The sequence below is a fragment of the Clostridium sp. YIM B02500 genome (assembly GCF_022324665.1).
Taxonomy (GTDB): domain Bacteria; phylum Bacillota; class Clostridia; order Clostridiales; family Clostridiaceae; genus Clostridium; species Clostridium beijerinckii.
The window spans coordinates 170,448-194,860 of record NZ_JAKGTE010000004.1; the positions used below are offsets into that span (position 1 = coordinate 170,448).

A 24,413-nucleotide genomic window follows, 5' to 3' on the forward strand; every position below is an offset into this window, starting at 1 on the left:
AGATAAATTTTACACCAAACGCCAGATAATATTTATACAAAACAGTAATATGAATATTAGATGAAAGGATGATGATTATGTATTTCATCATTGTATTATTAACATTACCAATATTAATAAAATTATTCACAAATCTAGGATTAAGAAAACTTAGTCTATTACCCAGATCAGTTATAACAGCCGAAATGGTAATAGAGGATATGAACAGACACAAGATAAGGTCCTTAAAGGTAGAAATGAAATATAATTATACTCAAAAATTATTTCATGACAATCTTAGGAACAAGGAGCTTAGTAGAGAAAGGATATTAGCTATAAAATACTACTTAGAAAAGAGTGTAAAGCAATATGAACATAAGAAGTTTAAAAATGATGCACACGCTATTTACGCAATGCTTAAGGCTAAAGATATTACCACTAGAAATTTAGATATAGTACAATCTTTAATTTCTACAGGACCTAAGCAAATAGATCCTAATTGGATTAATATTGCTGCTATTAAATAATCAGTTAAAAGACCAGGATAATTAACTATCTTGGTCTTCCTCATTATCAGGAATATAATGTTGTTTAAAATAGTGTAGAACTCTATAAGGGCTTATCCCAAGCTCTTGAGAGATTTTGAATATAACTCTTATAGTAGGGTTGCAAATACCAGGATGCTTTTCCATTTTTGATAGATAAGATTTACTAACCCCAATTTTAAGAGCTAATTCAGTTAAAGAAAGTTCTTTTTCAGTTCGCTTTTCCTCGAGCAGGCAAACCACCTCAGTAAACAGATTTTTCATTTGTAATTTGTAGTATATTTATTATTCTACAATTATCATAATATTCCTCTATTTTCTACAAAATTTTCAATAATTATTTTAAATATATTAGTTAGATTTAAAACTATTGTAAATTTAAGACAAAAACAATCAATTATAATTATTGTTTTAAATGAATTTAAATTAAGACTATGTATTTTAAATGTATAACACAATAAAATATAAAATATTTACATATTAGACCTAATATTCTATAAAAAATCAAGAAAACACAGAATTTAAAGAAAGGTCAAAACTCGAATTGAGTCTAACGGTTACTGTCAGTGAACGATTTTAGTTGTATAATTAGATTATAGGAATTGATCAATATCTTATATGAAAAATAGAGAGGGGTTATAAAGAAAAGTTAAAAAATTAACGAATGATATTAATTGAATAGAAGGAAGATTGAAATGTAGTTTTCAAAAAGATTTAAGCTTGATACATGATTTACAAAACTTATTTGGGATATGGTTTTCTGGTGCTAGTCCTACCAACCAAAAAATCAATACTAACTCCATAAAAATCCGCTAATAAAATTAAAGTAGAAATCGGTGGATCATGTTGGCCACTTTCATAATGTGAATAAGCGCTACGTGATATTTTAAGTTTTTTTGAAAGTTCGGCTTGAGTAAATTCAAGTTCTTTACGAAGATATGTTAATCTCGAAGCTAACATTATTAATCACCTCGAGACAATTCTAACAATGAAATTCAAAAATGTGCTATTTTGCTAATAAAAGGAGCAAAAATACATAAAAAAGAAATAACTAAGGAAATCTTATGCATTTTAAAAGAACGTATGTTTGCTTTTATCGGTGTATATGATACAATCTAATCAATGATTAATTCAAGGGTAAAATACAAGGGGGTCAAAGCCATGACAGAAAAAACATTAAACATTAAAGTAGAAGATGAGAAGGGAAAACAAGCGCAAATGGTCAGCCAAACAAATATAAAGAAGAATATTAAAAGATATATGTATGATAGAAAAGAAAAGATGGTCTCGTTATCTAAGAAAGCTAATATAAATATATTAAAATTGATATATTTGTTATATTGTCCTTTTTCTAAAGTAAAATTATCTACATCCATAAAGTTATGCAAAGCCTTGAATATAGAGCTATCGAAGATACTCAATTGACATCCCATTTTGACACACATTGTTTTAAACTATACTGCATATGTTACCGTACAGTAATGAATATGCAGTATATCAAAAATGATATTTTCAAAACATGCTGTTATAAGAGGAACTAGTAAAATACGCGTTACCATTATGTAATAAACACGGGTTCGACACCCGTCGCCTCCACCATGAAACCCACGAAAATCTGGAATTCGGATTTTCGTGGGTTATTTTATTATAACAAATTATATATAATAACATTGTTAAGAACCAATAAACAGATTTAATGGTGAATTTGTAAAAGGTAGACCTTTCATATAATATGATAACGTTCAAACAGGATAAATTTTAGATTTATTTGAGAATGTCCTATATGAGAAACCTGTACATTCTTATTTCTATAATTCATTAACTCAGTAAAATCTATTGCATTAATCAATCTATTTTGATATGAAACTTCATTTATATAAATAAATTGAAAGCAAATCCTTATTATCTACAAATTTAGTTAATATATTAAATATAATGTTACCATAATGAGCTTAGCTTATAATAATATGTTACACTTTCTATTTCATGAGGATCTTTATTTTTATGTTTTTTTAGTCAGGTTTTCTTAAAATAAATTTTATTTCTAATGCTGTGATATATTTTTTGCTAAATTATTCTAATGTTATTCTAATGCTATTTTAATCTTATTTTAATGCTTTAATGCAAAAATACAAATGTGGAACATTAAGAATATTAACTAATGGAGGAAGAAATAAACATGTTTAGAAGAGCAAATAAAATTACATCATTATTATTAGCAGCAGCTGCTATTGTTTCAATAGCACCTGCAACTGGAGCTTATGCTGCAGATTATAAAAAAATAGAAGCACAAGATGGTACTATTTATGATGCCGTAGCATATAAAGACGGTAAATTTTATATTGATGGAGAGGTTAATGATAAAGACGAAGCTGTTTATTATTTAAATAATGGTAAATACAATGATGTATCAGATATTGATACAGGATCATCTGTTGCAGCATATGGTGATAAATATGTTGATGTATCAAATGGTGATTATTTCCTTGATTTAGGAACAGGTAAAGCAACTGATGAATCTATAAAATCTAATGCAGAAGATGATGCTGCTGCAGCTTTAAGAAAAAAGATTAAAAAGGATACAGATGGAAGATATGTTGAAGGAAGTTCAGCGAACCAATCAGAAGCAATTCCAACTGTAACAGAGCTTCCTGGAGCAAAGTTTGGAGAAGTATGGTATGAAACTCAATATTCTGCACAGGATGCAACAAATAAAAATACTTCATATTTAAATGTATACACAGATGCAAATGGAGCATATATTGATGCAGATTACAACTTAGGAAAAATTAAAGTAACAACAACAGAAAGCGGAGTTAGTAAAACAGTAAGTGTAGATAATACAAATGATAAGTATGATGCAAATACTACTAAAGGTGATGTAACAGGAAGTGTTGACAGTACAACTGCAAAAGTAATTGGACAAGATGCAGATTATATCTATAGAACAGCAACTGTTACTATAAGCACTACTAATTCAATTGTACAAAAAATAAATGGAATTGCTGTTAGTGGTAATAGTGCATTTAAGCAAACAACTGGTGCAGTAACTTTTGATGTCATTCAAAAAATATCAAAAGCGCAAGCATCTGATAATATTAAGGGAGCAAAGTATGCTAAGACAGTAACTGCTTATGTAATCTCTGATGATAAAGGTGCAGATAAAACTGGCGATTTAATTAATGCTGCTAACGGTTATACGGATTCAGGATACACTGTTGTAGATGGAAAAATAGTTAATTATGGAATAACATCGGACAAGCAAATAGCTACTCAAACAATAACATTAAAAGGTACTAATGGATATACTTACACCGACTTTGCAGATTTAAGCAAGGGTGAAGATATAGAAAAGTCATCTGATAGTGGTAATAGTTATGACGGTTATGCATTTGATATAGATGCAAGTGGAAACCTTTGGAGATTAAACGGAGGATATATCTATGAATGGAATAATGATAAAGATTGGGACAAAGTATATAAAGTAGATGGCTCTTTTGATGAAATGTCAGTCTATAATAAAGATAATATTGTTGCTTGGAATCAAAGTGATGCAGTTTACTCAGTAATCGGTGGAACAAAAGCTGATGATACCACAACTGATACAGCAGCTACAACACCAGCAGTAACCGCTGGATGGGTACAAGCTACTAACGGTACTTGGACTTATAACAAAGCTGATGGAACTAAAGCTGCAGGATGGTTAAACTTAGGTGGTAATTGGTACTACTTAAAAGCTGATGGTGTTATGGGGACAGGCTGGGTGAATGATAACGGAACTTGGTATTTCTTATCAGCATCAGGTGCCATGGCAACTGGATGGTTAAATGACAATGGAACTTGGTACTACTTAAATTCATCAGGCGCTATGCTAGCTAACACAACTGTTGATGGTTATGTATTAGGAGCTAATGGAGCTTGGATTAGATAACTTACTGAAAGGACATATAGTCTTTTGCTCTGTTGCTAGAGAATAGGGCTGCGGATTTCTAACAGTAGAAGTTGTACCTATTTTAACTTGCTCTCAATGTGAAGTTGGGACAAGTTAAAATGGAACAACTTCTATATGAAGAAATTCTTACAGCCCTATTCTCAATGCAACACCGCGAAAAGGACTATATGTTCTTTCTGTTGTAGTATATAATTTAAGATATTAATCTGATTTAAGAGTGAGATCCATTGATGGAATATCCCCGTATATTTGTATTTGCTAAACTTTAACTTATTTTGGAGAGTTATCGCATAATTCTAGGTTTTGTGTAATTTACCTATAATATTATATTACCATTCTAATGTTATTCTAATACTATTTTAATGTTATCTTAATGTTTTGATGTGACAATAAGAATGTAGAAAAAATTGTTTGCTGTTTTAAACATTTTTCCTAAAATTTAAGTTTCTGCATGCTCGGGCAGAGATTTATAATAAAATTTTTAAACATAATTTTTAAGATCCAAAATATTGCTGGGAACTTTGTTTCCAGCAATATTTTTGGCAATTTAGTATATTAAATAAATTATATATAAATTGATAAAGAAAAGTACATAATAGTTAAAAATATGGTTATAAACATTACCATGATATGGGAAAGGCTGTTTGAATAGTAACATTATAATTATAAAAAACAATATTTTTTATAAAGCTGAAAATAATTTTGATGGGAGATGATAACATGGGGAAGCATAAAATTTTAATAGTAGAAGATGAGAAACAAATGTCAATGTTTATTGAAATGGAGCTTAAGCATGAAGGATATATAACGTATACAGAATATGATGGAAGAAAAGCATTGGAGAAGGTTGAGAATACTGAGTATGATTTAATTCTCCTAGATATAATGATACCAAGTTTAAATGGAATTGAAGTTTGTAGGAGAATTAGGCAATTCTCTAATGTTCCTATTATAATGATTACTGCTAAAAGTGACATATCTGACAAAGTTCTAGGACTTGATATTGGAGCTAATGATTATTTAACAAAGCCATTTGCAATAGAAGAATTATTAGCAAGAATTAGAGTGTATACAAGAGAAAATGTATTGAAAAATAAGATTGATGAAATAAAAGTTAAGGATATTGTAATTAATAATGCAACTCATCAGGTATGGAGATCAGGTAAGGAAATTAAACTCACCAAAAAGGAATATGATCTTCTTGAAACTTTATTGATTAATAAAAATATTGTGCTTTCAAGAGATAAATTAACTGAAGATGTATGGGGGTATGATTATGCAGGAGATACAAATGTTGTAGATGTATTTATAAGATATTTGCGAAGCAAAATTGATGATAGTTTTGAAGAGAGTCTTATAACTACAATAAGGGGAGTAGGCTATGTTATCAAAGATAATTAGTAAGGTTTTAAAAAGTATTAAAAACAGAAAAATTTCTATTAAGATAGCAATAGTTTATGCCTTTATGTTTCTAGGAATATTACTTTTGTTAAATGCTTCAATTTTATATGGAGTAAAGTATCATTTATATAATGAAGGGATTAATCAAATTGAAGATACGAAGGACGTTGTATTAAATGACATCAAATCAGAAAATCAACATTTAGATGTATCAGATGATGATATTTTTTCAGATGTTCCATCTAATCAAAATATATTCATAAGGGTAATAAAGGAAGATGGGACAGTAATAAATACATCTGATGATTTTAACTATGAAATTGAAATGCCTCAGGATAAAACAGATCCCTCACTAGAAAAGGTAAAATATTTAAAAGAAAATGACGTTTATTTATTATATGAAAATGTTGAATATGAAAGTAAAGAATATGGCGGTGTATATTTTCAAATAGTAAAAGATATGAATAATGAATATCATTTTTTAGAAACGTTATTTGTATCTATGGTTATAACTGATTTTATAGGTATGATAATATCTCTAATATTAGGGTACATAGTAAGTAAGAAAATGTTAAAGCCTATTGATTATATAACTACAACTGCTGAAAATATAAGCATTAATAACTTAAAGGAAAGAATAGAAGGAACTGATTCTGATGATGAACTTAATAGACTTGTAAATACTTTTAATAAGATGATAGATAGGCTTCAAGAGTCATTTAGCAGGCAGGCCCAGTTTGTATCAGATGCATCACATGAACTTAGAACTCCCATTGCAGTTATTCGAGGATATGCAAACCTATTAGATAGATGGGGAAAAGATGATAGAGAAGCGTTGGAAAAATCTATTTATGCAATTAAATTAGAGGCTACTAATATGGCTGATTTAGTTGAAAAGCTATTATTCCTGGCAAGAGGTGATAGTGGAACTCAAGTGATTGAAAAGAAAAGCTTTTATCTGAATGAACTTGTTGATGAAATAGTAACAGAAAGCAAACTGATAGCTCCAAATCATATAATCACAAGTAATAAAAATGATGCGGTTCTCATTATAGCTGATTATAAAAGGATAAAACAAATGCTAAGGATATTTATTGATAATGGTATTAAATTCACACAAGAGGGAAATAAAATAGATGTAAGTTCAGAGATACAGGATAAGGTTGTGAAGCTAACTATTACTGATAACGGCATTGGAATACCTGGGGATGAAATTAAGAATATATTTGATAGATTTTATATCGTTGATAAATCCAGGTCTAAGGAAAAAGGTGGAACAGGTCTTGGTTTATCTATTGCAAAATGGATTGCTGATATGCATAGGGGTACAATAGATGTAGAAAGCGAAGAAGGCATTGGAACAAAACTAACTATTACATTAAATTTGTAAATAATAGCTGAAACTGTCCTGTTGTATTCTTAATTTTTTTTATATAATCCCCCAAATAGGGATATTTTAAAGGCCGTACTTCTCGAAGGAACATTTGGAGTTCTAAAAAGTGATTATGAATTCAATAGATTTTTAACACGTGGAAAAAATAGCGTTCAAACTGAATTTATTTTGCTTTGTTTTGGTTATAACATTAACAAATTACATTCAAAAATACAAAATGAAAAAACTAAGAATCATCTTCATGAATTGAAACCTACTGCCTAATTATGGAATAAATTAACTGGGCTTATTTTAGTGCACTTAAAAATTAGAAATCTTTAAATAATTAATATTGTATTTCAAATATTTAGAAATTTGTTAGTTTAAACCGAAAAGGAGTATCGCTCCTGATTAAAATTTAATCATTTTGCGACACTCCCTTGTGTAAAATTATAGAAAAAACAAGAAGTATTAGATATAATAAAAGTAGTATGATGGTACAAAAGAATTTATGGGATGGAGAGATACATATGGAAAAAGAATTTTCAGAATTACTCTCTTTTACGGCTGATACAAATGGGTTTGATAAAGTGCTCATTCATCTAAATAGGTGTAGTCCACTCGCATTCACATGATTTATAGTTAGCTGTTATCCCTACGAATAAAGAATATAAAATAAATTCGCTCAAAGCCAAGAATCGATAGAATTTAATTGCGTTTTGTGCCTTGAGCAAAGCGCGAAAGGAATGGTTATGAAAATGAAAAAATCATTTATAAAGAAAATTTCTGCTGTTTTTATACTTTTACTTATGTTAATAGGTTTATTTGGGTGTGCAGCAACAAATAAAACTGCTGTAAATAAGCAGCAGGATAACCATGTGGAAGCTACAAAATCAGAAGATAAAAAGATAGATTCTAGCCAAGATGGAGATTCAAAGAATAAAAAAATTATTAATGATTTTCAAGGCGTTGCAGATTATATACATAAAAATGGAACTTTGCCTGAAAATTTTATAACAAAAGCGCAAGCTAATAAACTTGGATGGAAGCCAGGAGACGATCTTAGCAAAGTAGCGCCTGGTAAAAGCATTGGAGGAGATATTTTTAAGAATGCTGAAAAATCTCTACCAGATGCGCCTAATAGAATTTGGCATGAATGCGATATTAACTATAATGGAGGACATCGTGGGGATGATAGGATTCTTTATTCAAATGATGGATTAATTTACTCTACCTCAGATCATTATAAAACATTCAAATTATTATATAAAGGAAAGTAGTTTTTTTAAGGATGTGAATAGCTTGAATAAAGTAGTAATACAAGGCAGTAAGCTTACGGATAAAAATATGTTACACCAAATTTTAAAACAGGAATTAAAGCTTCCTGCTCATTACGGTGAAAACTTAGATGCACTCTGGGATTGTCTAACTGCTGATGTTCAATTGCCAGTTACAATTGAATGGGTTGACTTTCAAAAAAGTAAAGACTTATTAGGTGATTATGCTGAAAATACCTTAGAAATTTTTAATGAAGCTGAAAAATTTACTGGAGGAAAACTTAAGATAAAAATTATTTCCAACTTCTAATTGACTCAAACTTAATATCTATCTTGATTGAAAAAAACGTTATCAGTTGATATAATGTATGCAATAGTCCAATGGAAGGAAGTATTATATGTTCAGTTATAGTCAAATCAAAAGTCTTAATGATTTAGAAATTTCTGTTTATAATTATATTATGGATAATAAAGATAAGGTCCGATATATGAAAATAAGGGAATTAGCAGTTGAATCTCATGTATCAACTACAACCATATTAAATTTCTGCAAAAAAGTAGGTTGTAGTGGTTATTCAGAGTTTAAACTAAAATTTAAATTATTTATAGAAGAAAAAGAAATTAAAAAAGTAAGTGAAGATAATACAGAGATAATTGATTTTTTTAAGAAAACAAATACTGAAGAATATGATGAGAAGATAGAGGAAATTGTAAAAGCTATATTAAAAGCAAAGAGAACAATTTTTATAGGAAGTAGCATGTCTGGGATTGTAGCAAGATATGGAGCTCGATATCTATCAAGTGTTGGGCAATTTAGTTTATGCATTGATGATCCATATTACCCGACTACAGGTAAATTTTATGAAAATTCAGTTGTGATAGTATGTTCTGTGTCCGGTGAATCAAAAGATATTATAGGTCATATAAATAGATTTAAAAAAGATGATTGCTGTATTGTTAGTATTACTAACACTGAAAATTGCACTATAGCAAAAATGTCTGATTATAATATCCCATATTATGTACCATATGTTAAAGTAGGAATATATGATATTACAACTCAAATTCCAATAATCAGTATAATAGAAAGAATTGGAAGGAAACTACAAAATCGTCGAGAAGAATCTATACAAGATGAGTAAATAGCTATGCGCAAAAAATAAAAGTATTTTACATAGGGCTTTATTGATTTGAAGTTTTTAACTCAAATTGATAAAGCTTATTTTAATTACTCTTTTTGTTTGTTAATCACAGTTTTTTAAATATATGAAATGTCAAGAACACATTTCGATTTTAATTGCAAAAAAACATTTTGTTTTTTTGCAATAACAAATTATTAAAAAACAGACATGTTTTTTATAATGGTTTACATAGTGACAGAATAAGCTTTTTCAATTAATATTAAGATACATTCAATAGCTATTCGAAAATAATAAATATAAGTGAGGTAATAAAATGGCAAAGGATTATGCATTAATTGCGAAAACGATTGCAAAAAATTTAGGCGGTATCTCAAATATTGAAAGTGTAACTCATTGTATGACTCGTTTAAGAGTTTGTTTAAAGGACGACTCAAAAGTAAATGTAGATGAGATTAAAAAAATTAATGGAGTAATGGGATATGTAAACCAAGGTGGGCAACATCAAGTTATTATTGGAAATAATGTATCTTATGTTTATAAGGAAGTTTTAAAATTGGGAAACTTTGGAGATCAAAGTGACATTGCAAAAGGGATAAAAAAAGAAAAGCTAACTATCAAAAAAGTTGGAACTAATATATTAGATGCATTAGTAAGTACAATGTCACCATTGATACCAGCAATTATTGGTGGTTCAATGGTAAAGTTAGTAGTAATGATGTTATCTATGTTAAAAGTACTACCAGCAGACAGTACTACATATACTTTATTGAATGCTATGGGAGATGCAGCGTTTTATTTCCTTCCAATTATGGTGGCAGTATCAGCATCTAAGAAATTTAAAACTAATACTTATTTAGCTATTGCAATAGCAGGACTTATGGTACATCCAGATTTTATGAAACTAATGGTAAGCGCATCAGAAGGTAAGGAAGTAACTTTAGCGTTTATTCCTATTGCATCTGTTAAGTATACGTATACGGTAATACCAGCACTTTGTATGACTTGGATATTATCATATATTGAAAGATTTGTAGATAAGATAACACCAGAAGTAACTAAAAATTTCTTAAAACCAGCGATTATAGTATTGATTGCAGCTCCAATAGCAATTGGACTTATAGGACCTTTAGGTATATGGATTGGTACAGCAATATCAGGTTTAGTTTATTTTGTTCACAGCAAATTAGGATGGGTGTCAGTAGCAATAATGGGAGCTTTATGGCCATTACTTGTTATGACTGGAATGCATAGAGTATTTACTCCAACTATATTAACAACTATAGCAGAAACAGGCATGGAAGGAATGGTAATGCCTTCAGAAATAGGTGCGAACCTTTCATTAGGAGGATCAGCTTTAGCTGTTGCTTTCAAAACTAAAAATAAAGAGTTAAGACAAACTGCAATTGCAGCTGCTTCTTCTGCAATCATTGCAGGAATCACAGAGCCAGCACTGTATGGAGTAGCATTAAGATTTAAAAGGCCTTTGATAGCATCATTAATTTCAGGTGGTGTATGTGGTGCAGTAGCAGGGATAGCAGGACTCGCAAGTAGATCTATGGCTGCACCAGGTTTATTCACAAGTGTTCAGTTTTTTGATCCACAAAATCCATCAAGCCTTATTTGGATAATTGGAATAATGATACTGGCAGTCGTATTATCTTTCGTATTAACTCTAATATTTGGATTTGAAGATATTCCAGCAGAAGAGAATATCGAAATAATGGGGGCAGATAATGAGTAAATACAGTTTTCCAGAGGAATTTCTATGGGGCGGAGCTATTGCAGCAAATCAGGCTGAAGGTGCGTATAGAGAAGATGGAAAAGGTTTAAGCACTGTAGATGTTATACCACATGGAATAAACAGAATGAAAGTAAAATTAGGGTTAGAAGAAGATTTGACTTTGAAAGATAGTGAATTTTATCCAAGTCATGAGGCAATTGATTTTTATCATCATTATAAAGAAGATATTGCTCTGATGGCTGAAATGGGCTTCAAAGTTTTTAGAACTTCAATCGCATGGACAAGAATCTTCCCTAATGGAGATGATAGTAAACCTAATGAAGCAGGAATTAAATTTTATAAAGATTTATTTTTAGAATGTAAAAAATATAATATAGAACCATTAGTAACCTTATGTCACTTTGATGTTCCAATGGAACTGGTTAATAAATATGGATCATGGAAGAGTAGAAAAATGATATCATTTTTTGAAAATTATGCAAGATGCTGCTTTAAAGAATTTGATGGCTTGGTTAAATACTGGCTGACATTTAATGAAATAAATATATTGATACACAGTCCTTTTTCGGGAGCCGGTATATATTTCAAAGAAGGTGAAAACAAAGAGCAGGTTAAGTATCAGGCAGCTCATCATATGTTAGTAGCAAGTGCTTTAGTAACTAAAATAGCCCATGAACAAAATCAAGAAAATAAAGTTGGATGTATGCTTGCTGGAGGAGATTTTTATCCGTATTCATGTGATCCAAGAGATGTATGGATGGCTCATACAAAGGATAGAGAAAATTTGTTTTTCATAGATGTACAGGCTAGAGGTAAGTATCCATCTTATTCAAAGAGGGTATTTGCAGAAAAAGAAGTTAGTATTGTAATGGAAGAAAATGATTTGGATATATTAAAAAATACAGTAGATTTTATATCTTTTAGTTATTATGCTTCTAGATGTGCATCTAAGGATATGGAAAATCAAACTGAAGCTAATGTTGTTAAATCCATAAAAAATCCTCATTTAGAAGTTAGTGAATGGGGATGGGCCATTGATCCATTAGGACTTAGAATAACTATGAATACTCTATATGATAGATACGAAAAGCCTTTATTTATAGTAGAAAATGGACTAGGTGCTAAAGATACAATAGAAGAGGATGGCTCAATAAATGATGATTACAGGATTGATTATCTTAGACAGCATATCATGGAAATGAAAGAAGCCATGGAAGATGGAGTTGAACTATTAGGATATACATCTTGGGGATGTATAGATTTAGTTTCAGCATCCACTGGAGAGATGAGTAAAAGATATGGATTTGTATATGTAGATAAACAAGATGATGGAACTGGAACTTTAGAGAGAAAAAGAAAAAAATCTTTTTATTGGTATAAAAAAGTAATAGAAACAAACGGTGAATGTTTAATATAAAAAATTTAAAGGTTACGCTGTGCTGTAACTATAAAACCCAAGACAATATTTATTAGTATTGTCTTGGGTTATTTTAGTTTATAGATATTAAGAGAATGACATCACTATAAAAAACATATTAAAAAGTAGCAATAGAAAAGTATTTTAGAATTAGTAAAGGTGAACTATATACAAATGATGCAGGTTTTTATTAAAAATAACAATCAAATCCGTTTTTAATAAATATATTTTTATAATCTAATAAATCTTCTTCATGAAGTTGTTGCGTATTTTGGAAAGTATATGGTTTGTTCAGAAGTTCGTATTTTTTCTGCCCAAATTGATGGAATGGAAGTAAGTTTACTTTCTTAGCATTAACGGACTCAAGTAATTTACAAAATTCTTTAGCATCTTCTAAACTAGAGTTTATGTTTGGAATGACAGGAATACGAATAATGACATCTTTACCGTTATCTATAGCAATTTTCAAATTTTCAATAATTAAATCATTATAAACATTTGTTACTTTAAAATGCTTTTCTCTATCATAGTGTTTTATATCAAATAATAATAAATCTACATCTTGTATAAACTTTGAGAATGTTTTATTTGAAGCATATCCAGTGGTTTCAATGGTTGTGTGTATGTTTCTATTCTTCAATAGTTTTAATAATTCTGATGCAAACTCATGCTGCATTAATACTTCACCACCAGATAAAGTAACGCCACCATTTGATTCTTCATAAAACATTTCATCTTTCATAACTTCATTCATAACATGAGAAAGGGTTAAAAATTCACCTTCTGCTGAAAGAGCTTTATGAGGACAGGAATTTTTACAAGCAAAACAAGAAATACAGTTGTTAGAATCAATTTTTATATGATTATCATTTAAGGAAATAGCATTATTTTGACAAACGTCTATGCAATGAAGACATTGTGTGCACTTAGTTTTATCACATATGATTTGTATCTTACTATCTTGAGATTCTGGATTTGAACACCATAGGCAACTTAAGGGACAGCCCTTGAAAAAAACTACAGTTCTGATTCCAGGACCATCGTGTATGCTGTATTTTTGAATATTGAAAATGCAATCCTTTATATCTTTCATAAAAACACCCCCATATAGTAAAAGCAAGATTAGTATTATGATTGAACCGCAATAATTTAAGTTTCAATTGATGATTCAATGTTAACATGAAAAAATATAAGTGTAAATAAAAAGTTTCATTTGAAATAAGAGTGCATTTCATAAGAATAATAATTTGATGTTTAATATTATTTGAAGTAGTATATAATCAATAATGAGCAGAGTTGCTTTTATTCGAAATATAAATAGTTCATTTTGTAAGTAGTTTATGATATAATTACCATTGGATTTAGGTATATAAACTAGTTATTTTTTGAATATACCTAAGAGAAGGAGGAGTTTCTATGACAAGTAGGTATACAAAGCTTCTTGAAATTGTCAATGAAAACAAGCGTATAGAAGTCAGTAAATTATCAGAGCTTTTAAATGTATCTCAAGTGACTATACGTAAAGATCTTGGTGCATTAGAAGAAAAAGGATTATTGAAGCGTGAACATGGGTATGCAGTTATGACTTCAAGTGATGATATCAATAGCAGATTAGCTTTTAATTACGATATAAAAAGAAAAATAGCACAATTGGCAAGTAAACTTGTTAATGATGGTGAAACAGTTATGATTGAATCGGGCTCATCTTGTGCCTTACTTGCAGAAGAACTCGCATATAATAAAAAGGATATAACAGTAATAACTAATTCTACATTTATTGCAAACTATATTAGAGAAGGAAATGCGAAAGTGGTGTTGCTTGGAGGAGATTACCAGCCGGAATCTCAGGTATCAGTAGGTCCTCTAACAAGAAAGTGCGTCAAAGATTTTTTTGTAGATAAATTGTTTATCGGAACTGATGGTTATAATTCTAAAATAGGGTTTACAGGAAAAAACTTAATGCGTACAGAAACGGTAAAAGCCATGGCTGAAAGTTCTAATAAAATTATAATATTAACAGAATCATCAAAGTTTTCTGAGCGTGGAGTGGTAGCTCAATTTAAAGCAGAAGAGATAAGCTATTTATTTACAGATACTAATATTCCTGAAGATGTTTTAGAAAGTTTAAAGAAGGAAAAAGTGGATGTTCAAATGGTAAGTGTAAATTAATATGGTTTATAAGAATAGAACAATCATAATATAGGAATTTATAAGATGCATAGGTATAGGTTTTACTTTAATGAGTAAAAATTATAATCTATGCATTTTTTTATTATCTTAAATAAAAAGGATTTTGTTATTTGTTTCGAAAATAATTATATAAATTTCAAATGAAATAATAATATTGACAAAAGATATTGTTGATATATAATTTAATTATGAAAGAAAATAAAAATAGTTTCAAATGAAAGTAAAAAAGCTTGTTATAATATTAAATTGATAATGAGGGGAGAATATTTATGAATCATTTTGGAGAATTAACTGATAGAATGCATAATTTTAGAGAAGAATTATTAAATGCAAAATCTATGGTTAGTGTAGAAAGAGCTAGACTTACTACGGAAAGTTACAAAGAACACGCTGATAAGCCAATGGTATTACGTAGAGCGTTATGCTTAGAAAATATATTGAAAAATATGACTATATTTATTGAAGATAACTCGATAATTGCGGGAAATCAAGCAGAATCAAATCGCTCAGCTCCTATTTTCCCCGAATATGCAATGGATTGGGTTATAAATGAACTTGATGAATTTGAAAAACGTGAAGGTGATATATTTTATATTACTGAAGAAAGTAAGAATGTTTTAAGAGAAATAGCACCTTTTTGGGAGCATAAAACTTTAAAAGACAGAGGTCTTGCAGGGATGCCTGCTGAAAGTAGAATTTTTTATGATCTAGGGATTATAAAAGCAGAAGGTAATATTACTTCTGGGGATGCTCATATAGCGGTAAATTATGAAACTGTATTAAACCTTGGGTTAACTAATTATAAAGAGCGAACAGAAAAGAAATTAAAGGAACTAGACCTTACAGACTATAGGAATTTAAATAAGTCTTATTTTTATAGAGCAATTTTAATTGTACTTGATGCAGTAGCAGCTTTTGCAAAGCGTTATGCAGATTTAGCATTAGAATTAGCTGAAAAAGAATCTGATGTAAATAGAAAAGAAGAATTACTTGAAATGTCAAGAATATTAAATAAAGTTCCATATTATCCAGCAGAAACTTTCCATGAAGCAGTTCAATCTTTGTGGATAATTCACTTAGTTTTGCAAATTGAGTCAAATGGACATTCACTTTCATATGGAAGAATGGATCAATATTTAAATCCTTTCTATGAAAAAGATTTAAAACTTGGAAAGATTACTGAGGATAGTGCTACTGAATTATTAACAAACTTGTGGCTTAAGACTTTTACTATAAATAAGATAAGAAGCTGGTCACATACACGTTTTAGTGCAGGTAGTCCCTTATATCAAAATGTTACAGTTGGTGGCCAGACTGTAGATAAAAAAGATGCAGTAAATCCATTGAGTTACTTGATTCTAAGGAGTGTTGCTCAGACAAAATTACCACAACCTAACTTAACAGTACGTTATCATAGAGGGTTATCTGATGATTTTATGAAAGAATGCATAGAAGTAGTAAGATTAGGATTCGGAATGCCAGCCTTTAATAGTGATGAAGTTATTATTCCATCATTCATAGAAAAAGGTGTAGATGAAAAAGATGCCTATAACTATAGTGCAATTGGATGTGTTGAAGTAGCGGTTCCGGGTAAATGGGGTTATAGATGTACTGGTATGAGTTTCTTGAATTTCCCTAAATCATTATTAATAGCTTTAAATGATGGAGTTGATCCCGAGTCAGGAACTAAGCTTTGCGAGGGTGTAGGTCACTTTAAGGATATGACAACCTTTGATGAGGTTATGAAAGCCTGGGATAAGATAATTCGTGAATTTACAAGACATAGTGTAATAATAGATAGTTGTGCAGACTTAGCAATAGAAGAAGTTACAGCAGATGTATTATGCTCAGCTTTAACTGATGATTGCATTGAAAGAGGTTTAAACTTAAAAGAAGGTGGAGCCGTATATGACTTTATCAGTGATCTACAAGTAGGTATTGCTAACCTTGGAGATTCTCTTGCAGCAATTAAAAAATGTGTATTTGAAGATAAGAGTTTTACCCCAGCACAAGTTTGGGATGCATTGCTTAATAATTTTGAAGGAGAAGATGGTAAAAGAATTCAAGATATATTACTTAATGATGCTCCTAAGTATGGAAATGACGATGATTATATAGATTTATTATTAAGAGAAGCTTATGAAATCTATATTGATGAGATAAAGAAATACAAAAATACTAGATATGGTAGAGGACCAATTGGAGGATGCTATTATGCTGGAACTTCTTCAATTTCAGCTAATGTACCACAAGGAGCAGGAACTTTGGCAACTCCAGATGGAAGAAAGGCTGGAGAGCCTTTAGCTGAAGGGTGTTCACCATCTCATGCAATGGATAAAAATGGTCCTACAGCAGTATTTAAATCAGTCTCAAAATTACCAACACACGATATTACTGGTGGAGTATTATTAAATCAAAAGGTAACACCACAAATGTTATCTAAGGAAAGTGATAGAGAAAAGTTAATTTTATTAATTAGAACTTTCTTTAATCGTTTAGAAGGTTTTCATGTACAATACAATGTAGTATCAAGAGATACTTTACTTGATGCGCAAAAACATCCAGAAGAGCATAGAGACCTAATTGTTAGAGTAGCAGGATATAGTGCTTTCTTTAATGTATTATCGAAACAAACTCAAGATGATATAATTGAAAGAACAGAACAAGTTTTATAGTAAAATAATTCTCCCCCAAGTGAAATGTTCATTGATATTATTTATGAACCCCACGACCATTTGCATGTGGCTTAAATAGCTGGTTGCAGGTGGTCGTGTTTTTCTTGATACTGGCGGCTTAGTCTTATATATTTTGTAAAAGATGAAACAATCTATAAATTAATCAATATCAGAATTAATTTTATGTTTTTCTTCAGAAATCGTATGTAGGATTCTCTTTAGAATAATGACTGTTTGTTCTTCTTCTTTCTTAGATAAGTTTTTAGAAAAAATAGCAACTAATTCTAAAAATGTTGCATCTATTTTAGGTATAACTTTTTTTCCTGCATCTGTTAGATATAGTCTATAAATACGCTTATCATTTTCATCCTGAATTCTTTTTACATAATCATTTTCTACTAGATTTTTTACTGCTTTTGCAGTAGTTGATTTACCTACATACAGAAACTCACTTAACTCTTTCTGACTTATACCTTCATTTTTTGAAATCACATATAAAAAATCATGTTGGCCACTTCTAATATTTAAATCTATAAGCTTTGAATTTATTATGCTTTGAGCATTTCTATAAATTGCTGCATTAAGTTTACTAATGTTTTCCATAGTTACTTATCTCCTTTAGATTAGTTTCCTATAAAGTGAAACTTTTCAGGTGGAGTTTTAACTCCAGCTGAATTTAGTTGAACTTATACCCTCAAGGGGCACATTGTCCAGAAGCGTGCAGCCGTTATCTCCCGCTTAAAGAAAAGGGAGTGCTACGGATGCTAGCTATCGGATAAAACCATCTTAAATTATATATATAAATAATTATAGTTTCAATGATTTACTAGGATATATATTTTTTGAAATTATGAATTGGTATTTTAAAATATAGATTATATTATTTGGAAAAAGAAAACTCTGCCATTGATAAAACGCAGAGCTAACTTTGTATGTGATTAATATACGTTTTGAGAATTTGTGTTACGTACTAATCCTAAGGTAAAATACTACTTTTTTACTTGTAATTGAGGTTTTCTCTTTCTGCCAATAATGAAATAAAGAATAAATGCTATAATAGCAGCCCCACTTGCCCACAGATACATTTGAGCATATCCAACGTTTGATGAAACCACTCCTAAAATTACTGCACCTAATCCTATACCACAATCAAATGCAGTGAAAAATGTAGCATTGGCAGCACCTAGACGTGAAGGTGGGACTCCAACCATGGCCATTGTCTGTAAAGTAGATTGAGTTGCACCAAAGCCTATTCCGTAAATAAATGCGGCGATTAAAAACATGCTAATATTTGAAGACTCAGATAACAGCAACATAGATATAATTACACATATAAAACCTGGAATAATTGCATAGTCAAAACCTAATTTATCTATTATTTTACCGAATATTGGTCTAGATATAAATAAGGATATTGCATAGACTGTAAAGAAAATTCCAATGTTCTCTATGCCTTTTTGTGAAGCATAAAGAGGTAAGAAACTGGTTAATGCACCATAAGTTATTGTTACAAAAAATACTATAATAGAAGGATTTATAGATATTTTTTCATACAATGAAGCTTTTATTTTAGTTTGCTCTTTATTTTCAATTTTTTTATATTCTAATTTAAAAGCAATAATACCCCCAAGCACGGCTAGTATAGTAGATGTTAAAAATAGAGCTTGAAAGCTATATTTTGATATCACAAATAGTCCAATTGTAGGAGCTACTGCCATAGCTAAACTACTTGTCAGACTAAAATATCCCATTCCTTCTCCAAAACGATCATTCGGGATATTATCCGAAGCAATTGTATTAGAAGCTGTACTTACTGCCCCCCAGCCAAAGCCATGGATAAACCGTATCATAATAATTGCACTAATAAATGGAACTATTGAATAAGAAAATACTGATATAATAAATATAAATAATCCAACTAAAAATACCTTTTGTCGGCCTAACTTATCAAGAAGTAATCCAGAGATTGGCCTAATTATTACTGAAGATACTACAAATGCTCCAGTTACTAATCCAATGATAGAGTTTGTCCCTCCGAGTTTTTTAGCATAGAGCGGAAGTGTAGGTAATAACATTTGAAATCCAAAAAATATTAATAAGTTTATTATGTTTATAATAACGAAGTTTTTTGTCCAAAGAACCTTATCTTTTTCCATAAATGTTCTCTCCTTTGAATATTAGTTTCCTTTGCAACTAATATAACAATAACATAAATTAGTTTCTTGTGCAACTAATTTGACTGATGAATTCAATAAAATTTTTACTTATAACTAATGAGATTTAAGTTGATATTTAAATAGTACCAAAAAGTGGGGAGAAGGAATTTAAGTTGTAATTAATAGGAATTTATATGCAAATAATGTTAAAATATAATAATAAAGAGTATAATAGTTCTATTAATAATTCAATTACTCTTTAACATAACTGAGTGGAGAATCCACTAACATTCATATAAAAATTTTAAATTATTTAGACATAAATATTTCTTAACATAAAACTATGGTGTAAAGTAACAAGAAAATATTAAGTGAAATTAAAAAGTTCACTTAATAAAGAAGGGAGCTAAATGATGAATTGGGAGGCGTTTGAAAAGGCTTTAATTAGTTACGATAAGTTAGAAGTTAATAAAATTCTTCAACATTTTTTAGCTGAAAAAAATGGAATTGATTTTATTGATGAGTATATAGTTAAGTCCTTGACTTCAATTGGGGAAAAGTGGGAAAGAGGAGAAGTAGCTTTATCACAGATATATATGAGCAGCAGGCTTTGTGAGGAAATTGCAATTTCTATTTTGGGTGAAAAGAATTTTCCAATTAAGAATGCTAAGCCGATTGCAATATTGACTCTTGAGGACTATCACACTCTTGGAAAGAAAATTGTAAGTATCGTTGTGAGGTCAAGCGGTTTTGACCTTATAGACTACGGTTCTATAAGTGGATCGGAGGAGATAATAAAGAGAGTCACTGAAGATAGGATAAAAATACTTATGATATCAGTATTAATGTATCCATCTGCTTTAAAAATTAAGAAAATATCTCAAATGCTTCATGAAAAGGATCCTTCAATTAAAATATTGGTTGGAGGTGCACCTTTTTTAATGGACACCACACTTTGGAAGGAAGTCGGTGCAGATAAAATGGGGAAAAGCGCAGCCGATAATATTGCTATTATAGAACAATGGATGAAGGAGGATTCTTAATGGAAAAAAGGTATACTTCTATGGAAAGAGTATCTATAACTATGAGTAAGCATGAACCAGACAAGGTTCCATTGTTTTTAATGTGTACACATTACTGCGCAAAATTTTTGGATGTATCTATTAAAAACTATTTTAGTAAACCTGAAAATGTAGCAAGGGGACAAATGATGCTTCTCAAAAAATTCAACAATGATTGTTTGAATCCATTTTATTCTGCTGCTCATGAGTATGCAGCTTTTGGAAGTGAAGTTATTTTCAATGAAGCAGGACCTCCTAATGCTGGTGAACCAATAATAAAAAACTTTGACGATATTTTAAAATTACAACCACCAGATGTTAAAAATTCAAAAATTCTTAGAAATTGTCTTGAAACAATATCCATACTGAAGGAGGAAGTGGGGATGTCTGTACCTATTGCTGGGGGCGTGTTATCACCTTTTTCACTTCCTATTCTTCAAATGGGTTTTGATAAATATATTGAACTTATTTATGAAAGACCAGAGTTGTTGGAGCATCTTATAAAAATCAATGAAAGGTTTTGCACTGAGTGGGCTAATATGCAATTGGCGGCAGGCGCATCCTTTATAACGACTATAGATTCTATGTCTGTGTCTTCAATTATTCCTAAAAGCATATATTTAAAGACTGGATTTCTTTCTGCAAAGAGAACAATACCCACTATTAAAAGTGATGTAGCCATTGCTACGTCCTCGGCAAGCTCTTCCTCAATACTTGAGGAAATCCTTGAATCTGGGATTAAAGCCATTCTAGTAAGTCATACTGATGATCTAGCTGAAATAAAGAAAAAAGTTGGTCAAAGAGCTACATTGCTTGGAAATCTAAATGGTATTGAAATGTGCAGATGGACCAGATTTGATGCTGAATATAATGTTAAGGAAGCAATAAGAAAAGCTGGGGTTGGTGGTGGCTTTATCTTGTGCGACAGTTTAGGAGATATTCCTTATCAGGTTAGTGAGGATATTCTTTATGAAATATTAGAGAGTGTAAATAAGTGGGGAAGATATCCATTAAATTGGAGGTGATTATATGAACGATAAACTATGTATTTTAATTTGTGAAAGTTTCAAAGCTGAAGTGGAGAGTATGCGAGGCGTTTTGAAAAATGGAGAGATTGAATTTAAATACTATTCAATGGATTGTATAAATTGCAATCGTCAAAGACAGAAATTATACGATGGCCTTATTGAATCAGGTTATTGTAGTGACTCAGTTATTTTGCTGCCAACTCAGAAGGGCTCTGGAAAAGATGAGAATCTTGTTGGTGAAAGTATTTTCAATTCATGCCTGTCATTATTGGCTGGGGGTGATCTGATAAATTACCTTTCTTCAATGGGGTATTATTTGACTACACCAGGTTGGCTAAAAAGATGGAAGCATATTATTATGGACATATATGGATTTGATCAAGAAACTGCACGTGAATTTTTTTCAGAATACTGTAAAAAGGTGGTTCTTATTGACAGTGGCGTATATAGCAATATCTTACTTGATTTAATAGAGTTTTCAGAATATATAGGAATGAAATATGAAATTATAGATGTAGGTTTGGAGTACTTTTCAAGCATTATAAATAATTCATATAAAAATTGGAAAGTTAATAGACTAGAATACATTCTAAATTTAAAAAACAAGCAGGTCACTGATTATGCTCTTGTATTTGATTTTCTTGAAAAAAAAGCAACACTTTTAAAACGTGAAGACCTGATTAAGAATATTTTTACTTTATTTGAAATGTTGACCGGTGCTAAGCATCTCGCATTTCTTCCTGTAATTGAACATAAAAAAGGAGAAATAATCTTCCATCAAGAGAAGTTGTATAAAAGTAAACTATATGATATCGACAACTCAGAATTTAGGCAAAGTTATTTTCTTACTTCCTCAGGAGCAGGATTTATTTTTAAGATAACTTTTGATAATGAATTAATGGGTTATATGGAAGTGGAAGATATTATGTTTCCTAATTATATGGAAAGCTACTTAGATTTATCAAAAACAATCATGATAATTCTAGGAATAATGCTTTTTAATTCAAAGATTTATGAGAAATTAATTGATACAAATGAGGAACTTCTTTCATTGAATAATGAGCTTGAGGTTCTTGTTGATAAACGTACTTCTCAACTGTTGGAGGTTAATGGAAGCCTCGAAGAAACAAACTGTATGTTAGAAGAAGAAATCGAAGAGCATAAGTTAACTGAGACTAAGCTTAAAGCTGCAAAAGAGGAAGCAGAAAGAGCAAACTCAGCTAAAAGTCAGTTTTTAGCAAATATGAGTCATGAAATAAGGACACCTATGAATGGGATTATGGGAATGACTAGCTTATTGGAATTTTCAAAGTTGACAGATGAGCAAATTGACATAGTAAAAATGATTGAAACTTCTTCAAAACATCTTCTTCAGATTATTAATGATATACTTGATCTCTCAGTAATGGATGTAGGTAAGATCGAACTAAAGCCAGAACGCATAAATATATTTAATTTAATGAATGAAAGTAGAAATTTATTTACATATTTAGCGGAGAATAAAGGACTGAAGCTTGAGATTATTGTTGACAATAATTTACCAAATGAAATCATATTAGATAAGGGTAGATTAATGCAAGTTTTAAGCAATTTAATAGGAAATGCAATTAAGTTTACTGAAAAAGGTAAAATTCAAGTATCCGTAGATAAAGTTGAGGATAAAGAGAATAAAGTGAAGCTAATGTTTTCTGTAAAAGATACAGGGATTGGAATTAAGGAAGAAGACATCCCGAGATTATTTAATTATTTTACACAATTAGATATATCAGCTTCAAAAAAATTTCAAGGGACTGGTCTGGGGCTTGCTATTTCTAAAAATATCGTTGAGCTTATGGGGGGAGAAATATCTGTTGAAAGTCAGTATGGTAAAGGAAGTACATTCTACTTTACTTGTTTGTTTAATATTGCTAGTGATAGTAAGGAATCATCAAATATTCAAAAAATGTGTATAGATAACAAGGCTTATTTAGAAACTAGGATATTACAAGTTGAAGATGATATTATCAGCCAGCGATTTATGAATCAATTATGTAAGATTGCAGGGTGGAAAATAAAAATAGCCTCAAATGGATTAGAAGCATTGAATATACTTGAAAATGAGAATTTCGATATAATTCTTATGGATATTCAGATGCCAGATATGAGCGGAATTGAGCTTACAAAAATAATTCGGGAAAAAGAAAAGTTGACTGGCAAACATATCACTATAATTGCAATGACAGCATATGCAATGGGAGGAGATAGAGATATATGTATTAATACAGGCATGGATGATTATATTAGTAAACCAATTGAAGTTATGAAACTTAAAGAAGTTATTACTAAGTATAGCAACAATTATAAATAGAGTATTTATAAACAATGTGCCACTTTGGCCATCACTAATAGGAGTAACAGCAGGGCTGATATGTGATGCAGCTGACTTTAACTTATTAATACAAAATTAGAAGGGAAACCTAATATTAAATTAAATATAG

Annotated in this window: 21 protein-coding genes and 1 pseudogene; 17 read left to right on the forward strand and 5 right to left on the reverse strand. The window is 30.2% G+C overall.

Annotation, left to right across the window (positions count from 1 at the left end; translation table 11 throughout):
- The first annotated feature begins 77 nt into the window (after positions 1-77).
- On the forward strand, positions 78-506 hold the full coding sequence (locus L1S46_RS04950; protein ID WP_238899391.1) for a hypothetical protein: 429 nt from the start codon (positions 78-80) through the stop codon (positions 504-506).
- Between the two features lie 21 nt (positions 507-527).
- Here L1S46_RS04950 and L1S46_RS04955 read toward each other — a convergent pair whose 3' ends face one another.
- A complete protein-coding gene (locus L1S46_RS04955) occupies positions 528-788 on the reverse strand; it encodes a helix-turn-helix transcriptional regulator (RefSeq protein ID WP_238899392.1) in 261 nt (86 codons plus the stop codon).
- Positions 789-1,265: 477 nt separating this feature from the next.
- Positions 1,266-1,484: a helix-turn-helix transcriptional regulator gene (locus tag L1S46_RS04960; protein ID WP_238899393.1), complete on the reverse strand. Its 219-nt coding sequence runs from the start codon at positions 1,482-1,484 to the stop codon at positions 1,266-1,268.
- Between the two features lie 201 nt (positions 1,485-1,685).
- Here L1S46_RS04960 and L1S46_RS04965 point away from each other — a divergent pair, with 201 nt between their 5' ends.
- The 11 genes and pseudogenes from L1S46_RS04965 (at position 1,686) to ascB (ending at position 12,826) form a co-directional block, all read left to right on the forward strand.
- Positions 1,686-1,949, forward strand: coding sequence for a hypothetical protein (locus L1S46_RS04965; RefSeq protein ID WP_238899394.1), 264 nt, complete (start codon positions 1,686-1,688; stop codon positions 1,947-1,949).
- 754 nt (positions 1,950-2,703) lie between these two features.
- Positions 2,704-4,455: an N-acetylmuramoyl-L-alanine amidase family protein gene (locus L1S46_RS04970; protein WP_238899395.1), complete on the forward strand. Its 1,752-nt coding sequence runs from the start codon at positions 2,704-2,706 to the stop codon at positions 4,453-4,455.
- Between the two features lie 741 nt (positions 4,456-5,196).
- Entirely contained in the window at positions 5,197-5,877 is a 681-nt protein-coding gene (locus tag L1S46_RS04975) for a response regulator transcription factor (protein WP_238860831.1), read from the forward strand.
- Positions 5,858-7,267: a HAMP domain-containing histidine kinase gene (locus L1S46_RS04980; RefSeq protein WP_238899396.1), complete on the forward strand. Its 1,410-nt coding sequence runs from the start codon at positions 5,858-5,860 to the stop codon at positions 7,265-7,267. The genes L1S46_RS04975 and L1S46_RS04980 overlap by 20 nt, the downstream gene beginning before the upstream one ends.
- Positions 7,268-7,336: 69 nt before the next feature.
- Positions 7,337-7,534: pseudogene (locus L1S46_RS04985) on the forward strand (transposase); the annotation flags it as partial.
- Positions 7,535-7,740: 206 nt separating this feature from the next.
- Positions 7,741-7,884 carry a hypothetical protein gene (locus L1S46_RS04990; RefSeq protein ID WP_238899397.1) on the forward strand — a complete coding sequence of 48 codons (144 nt, stop codon included), beginning with the start codon at positions 7,741-7,743 and terminating at the stop codon, positions 7,882-7,884.
- A gap of 123 nt (positions 7,885-8,007) precedes the next feature.
- Positions 8,008-8,529 carry a ribonuclease domain-containing protein gene (locus tag L1S46_RS04995; RefSeq protein ID WP_238899398.1) on the forward strand — a complete coding sequence of 174 codons (522 nt, stop codon included), beginning with the start codon at positions 8,008-8,010 and terminating at the stop codon, positions 8,527-8,529.
- A 22-nt stretch (positions 8,530-8,551) separates the two neighbouring features.
- Entirely contained in the window at positions 8,552-8,836 is a 285-nt protein-coding gene (locus tag L1S46_RS05000) for a barstar family protein (RefSeq protein WP_017209407.1), read from the forward strand.
- Between the two features lie 88 nt (positions 8,837-8,924).
- On the forward strand, positions 8,925-9,668 hold the full coding sequence (locus L1S46_RS05005; protein WP_023975752.1) for a MurR/RpiR family transcriptional regulator: 744 nt from the start codon (positions 8,925-8,927) through the stop codon (positions 9,666-9,668).
- Between the two features lie 313 nt (positions 9,669-9,981).
- Complete coding sequence (gene ascF, locus L1S46_RS05010; RefSeq protein ID WP_171780031.1) at positions 9,982-11,409, forward strand: PTS cellobiose/arbutin/salicin transporter subunit IIBC; 1,428 nt, start codon at positions 9,982-9,984, stop codon at positions 11,407-11,409.
- Positions 11,402-12,826: a 6-phospho-beta-glucosidase gene (ascB, locus tag L1S46_RS05015; RefSeq protein WP_238860826.1), complete on the forward strand. Its 1,425-nt coding sequence runs from the start codon at positions 11,402-11,404 to the stop codon at positions 12,824-12,826. Before ascF ends, ascB begins: the two co-directional genes overlap by 8 nt.
- A gap of 190 nt (positions 12,827-13,016) precedes the next feature.
- On the opposite strand, the gene L1S46_RS05020 is transcribed toward ascB, so the two are convergent.
- The gene (locus L1S46_RS05020; protein WP_238899399.1) at positions 13,017-13,919 is read right to left on the reverse strand and encodes a glycyl-radical enzyme activating protein; all 903 of its coding nucleotides are present in this window, start codon (positions 13,917-13,919) and stop codon (positions 13,017-13,019) included.
- Between the two features lie 323 nt (positions 13,920-14,242).
- Between L1S46_RS05020 and L1S46_RS05025 the strand changes: the two genes are divergently transcribed.
- Both L1S46_RS05025 and L1S46_RS05030 read left to right on the forward strand, forming a co-directional pair.
- Complete coding sequence (locus L1S46_RS05025; RefSeq protein WP_077829027.1) at positions 14,243-14,995, forward strand: DeoR/GlpR family DNA-binding transcription regulator; 753 nt, start codon at positions 14,243-14,245, stop codon at positions 14,993-14,995.
- Positions 14,996-15,285: 290 nt separating this feature from the next.
- A complete protein-coding gene (locus L1S46_RS05030; protein WP_238899400.1) occupies positions 15,286-17,691 on the forward strand; it encodes a glycyl radical protein in 2,406 nt (801 codons plus the stop codon).
- Positions 17,692-17,850: 159 nt separating this feature from the next.
- Here the strand turns inward: L1S46_RS05030 and L1S46_RS05035 are convergent, their stop codons facing one another.
- On the reverse strand, positions 17,851-18,294 hold the full coding sequence (locus L1S46_RS05035; protein ID WP_017209413.1) for a MarR family transcriptional regulator: 444 nt from the start codon (positions 18,292-18,294) through the stop codon (positions 17,851-17,853).
- Between the two features lie 386 nt (positions 18,295-18,680).
- On the reverse strand, positions 18,681-19,847 hold the full coding sequence (locus L1S46_RS05040) for an MFS transporter (protein ID WP_238899401.1): 1,167 nt from the start codon (positions 19,845-19,847) through the stop codon (positions 18,681-18,683).
- Positions 19,848-20,257: 410 nt separating this feature from the next.
- On the opposite strand from L1S46_RS05040, the gene L1S46_RS05045 reads away from it, so the two are divergent.
- The 3 genes from L1S46_RS05045 to L1S46_RS05055 are packed head-to-tail and all read left to right on the forward strand — an operon-like array spanning position 20,258 to position 24,283.
- Entirely contained in the window at positions 20,258-20,890 is a 633-nt protein-coding gene (locus L1S46_RS05045) for a cobalamin-dependent protein (RefSeq protein WP_238899402.1), read from the forward strand.
- Entirely contained in the window at positions 20,890-21,933 is a 1,044-nt protein-coding gene (locus tag L1S46_RS05050; RefSeq protein WP_238899403.1) for a uroporphyrinogen decarboxylase family protein, read from the forward strand. Before L1S46_RS05045 ends, L1S46_RS05050 begins: the two co-directional genes overlap by 1 nt.
- 4 nt (positions 21,934-21,937) lie before the next feature.
- Positions 21,938-24,283 carry an ATP-binding protein gene (locus L1S46_RS05055; protein WP_238899404.1) on the forward strand — a complete coding sequence of 782 codons (2,346 nt, stop codon included), beginning with the start codon at positions 21,938-21,940 and terminating at the stop codon, positions 24,281-24,283.
- The last annotated feature ends 130 nt before the right edge of the window (positions 24,284-24,413 follow it).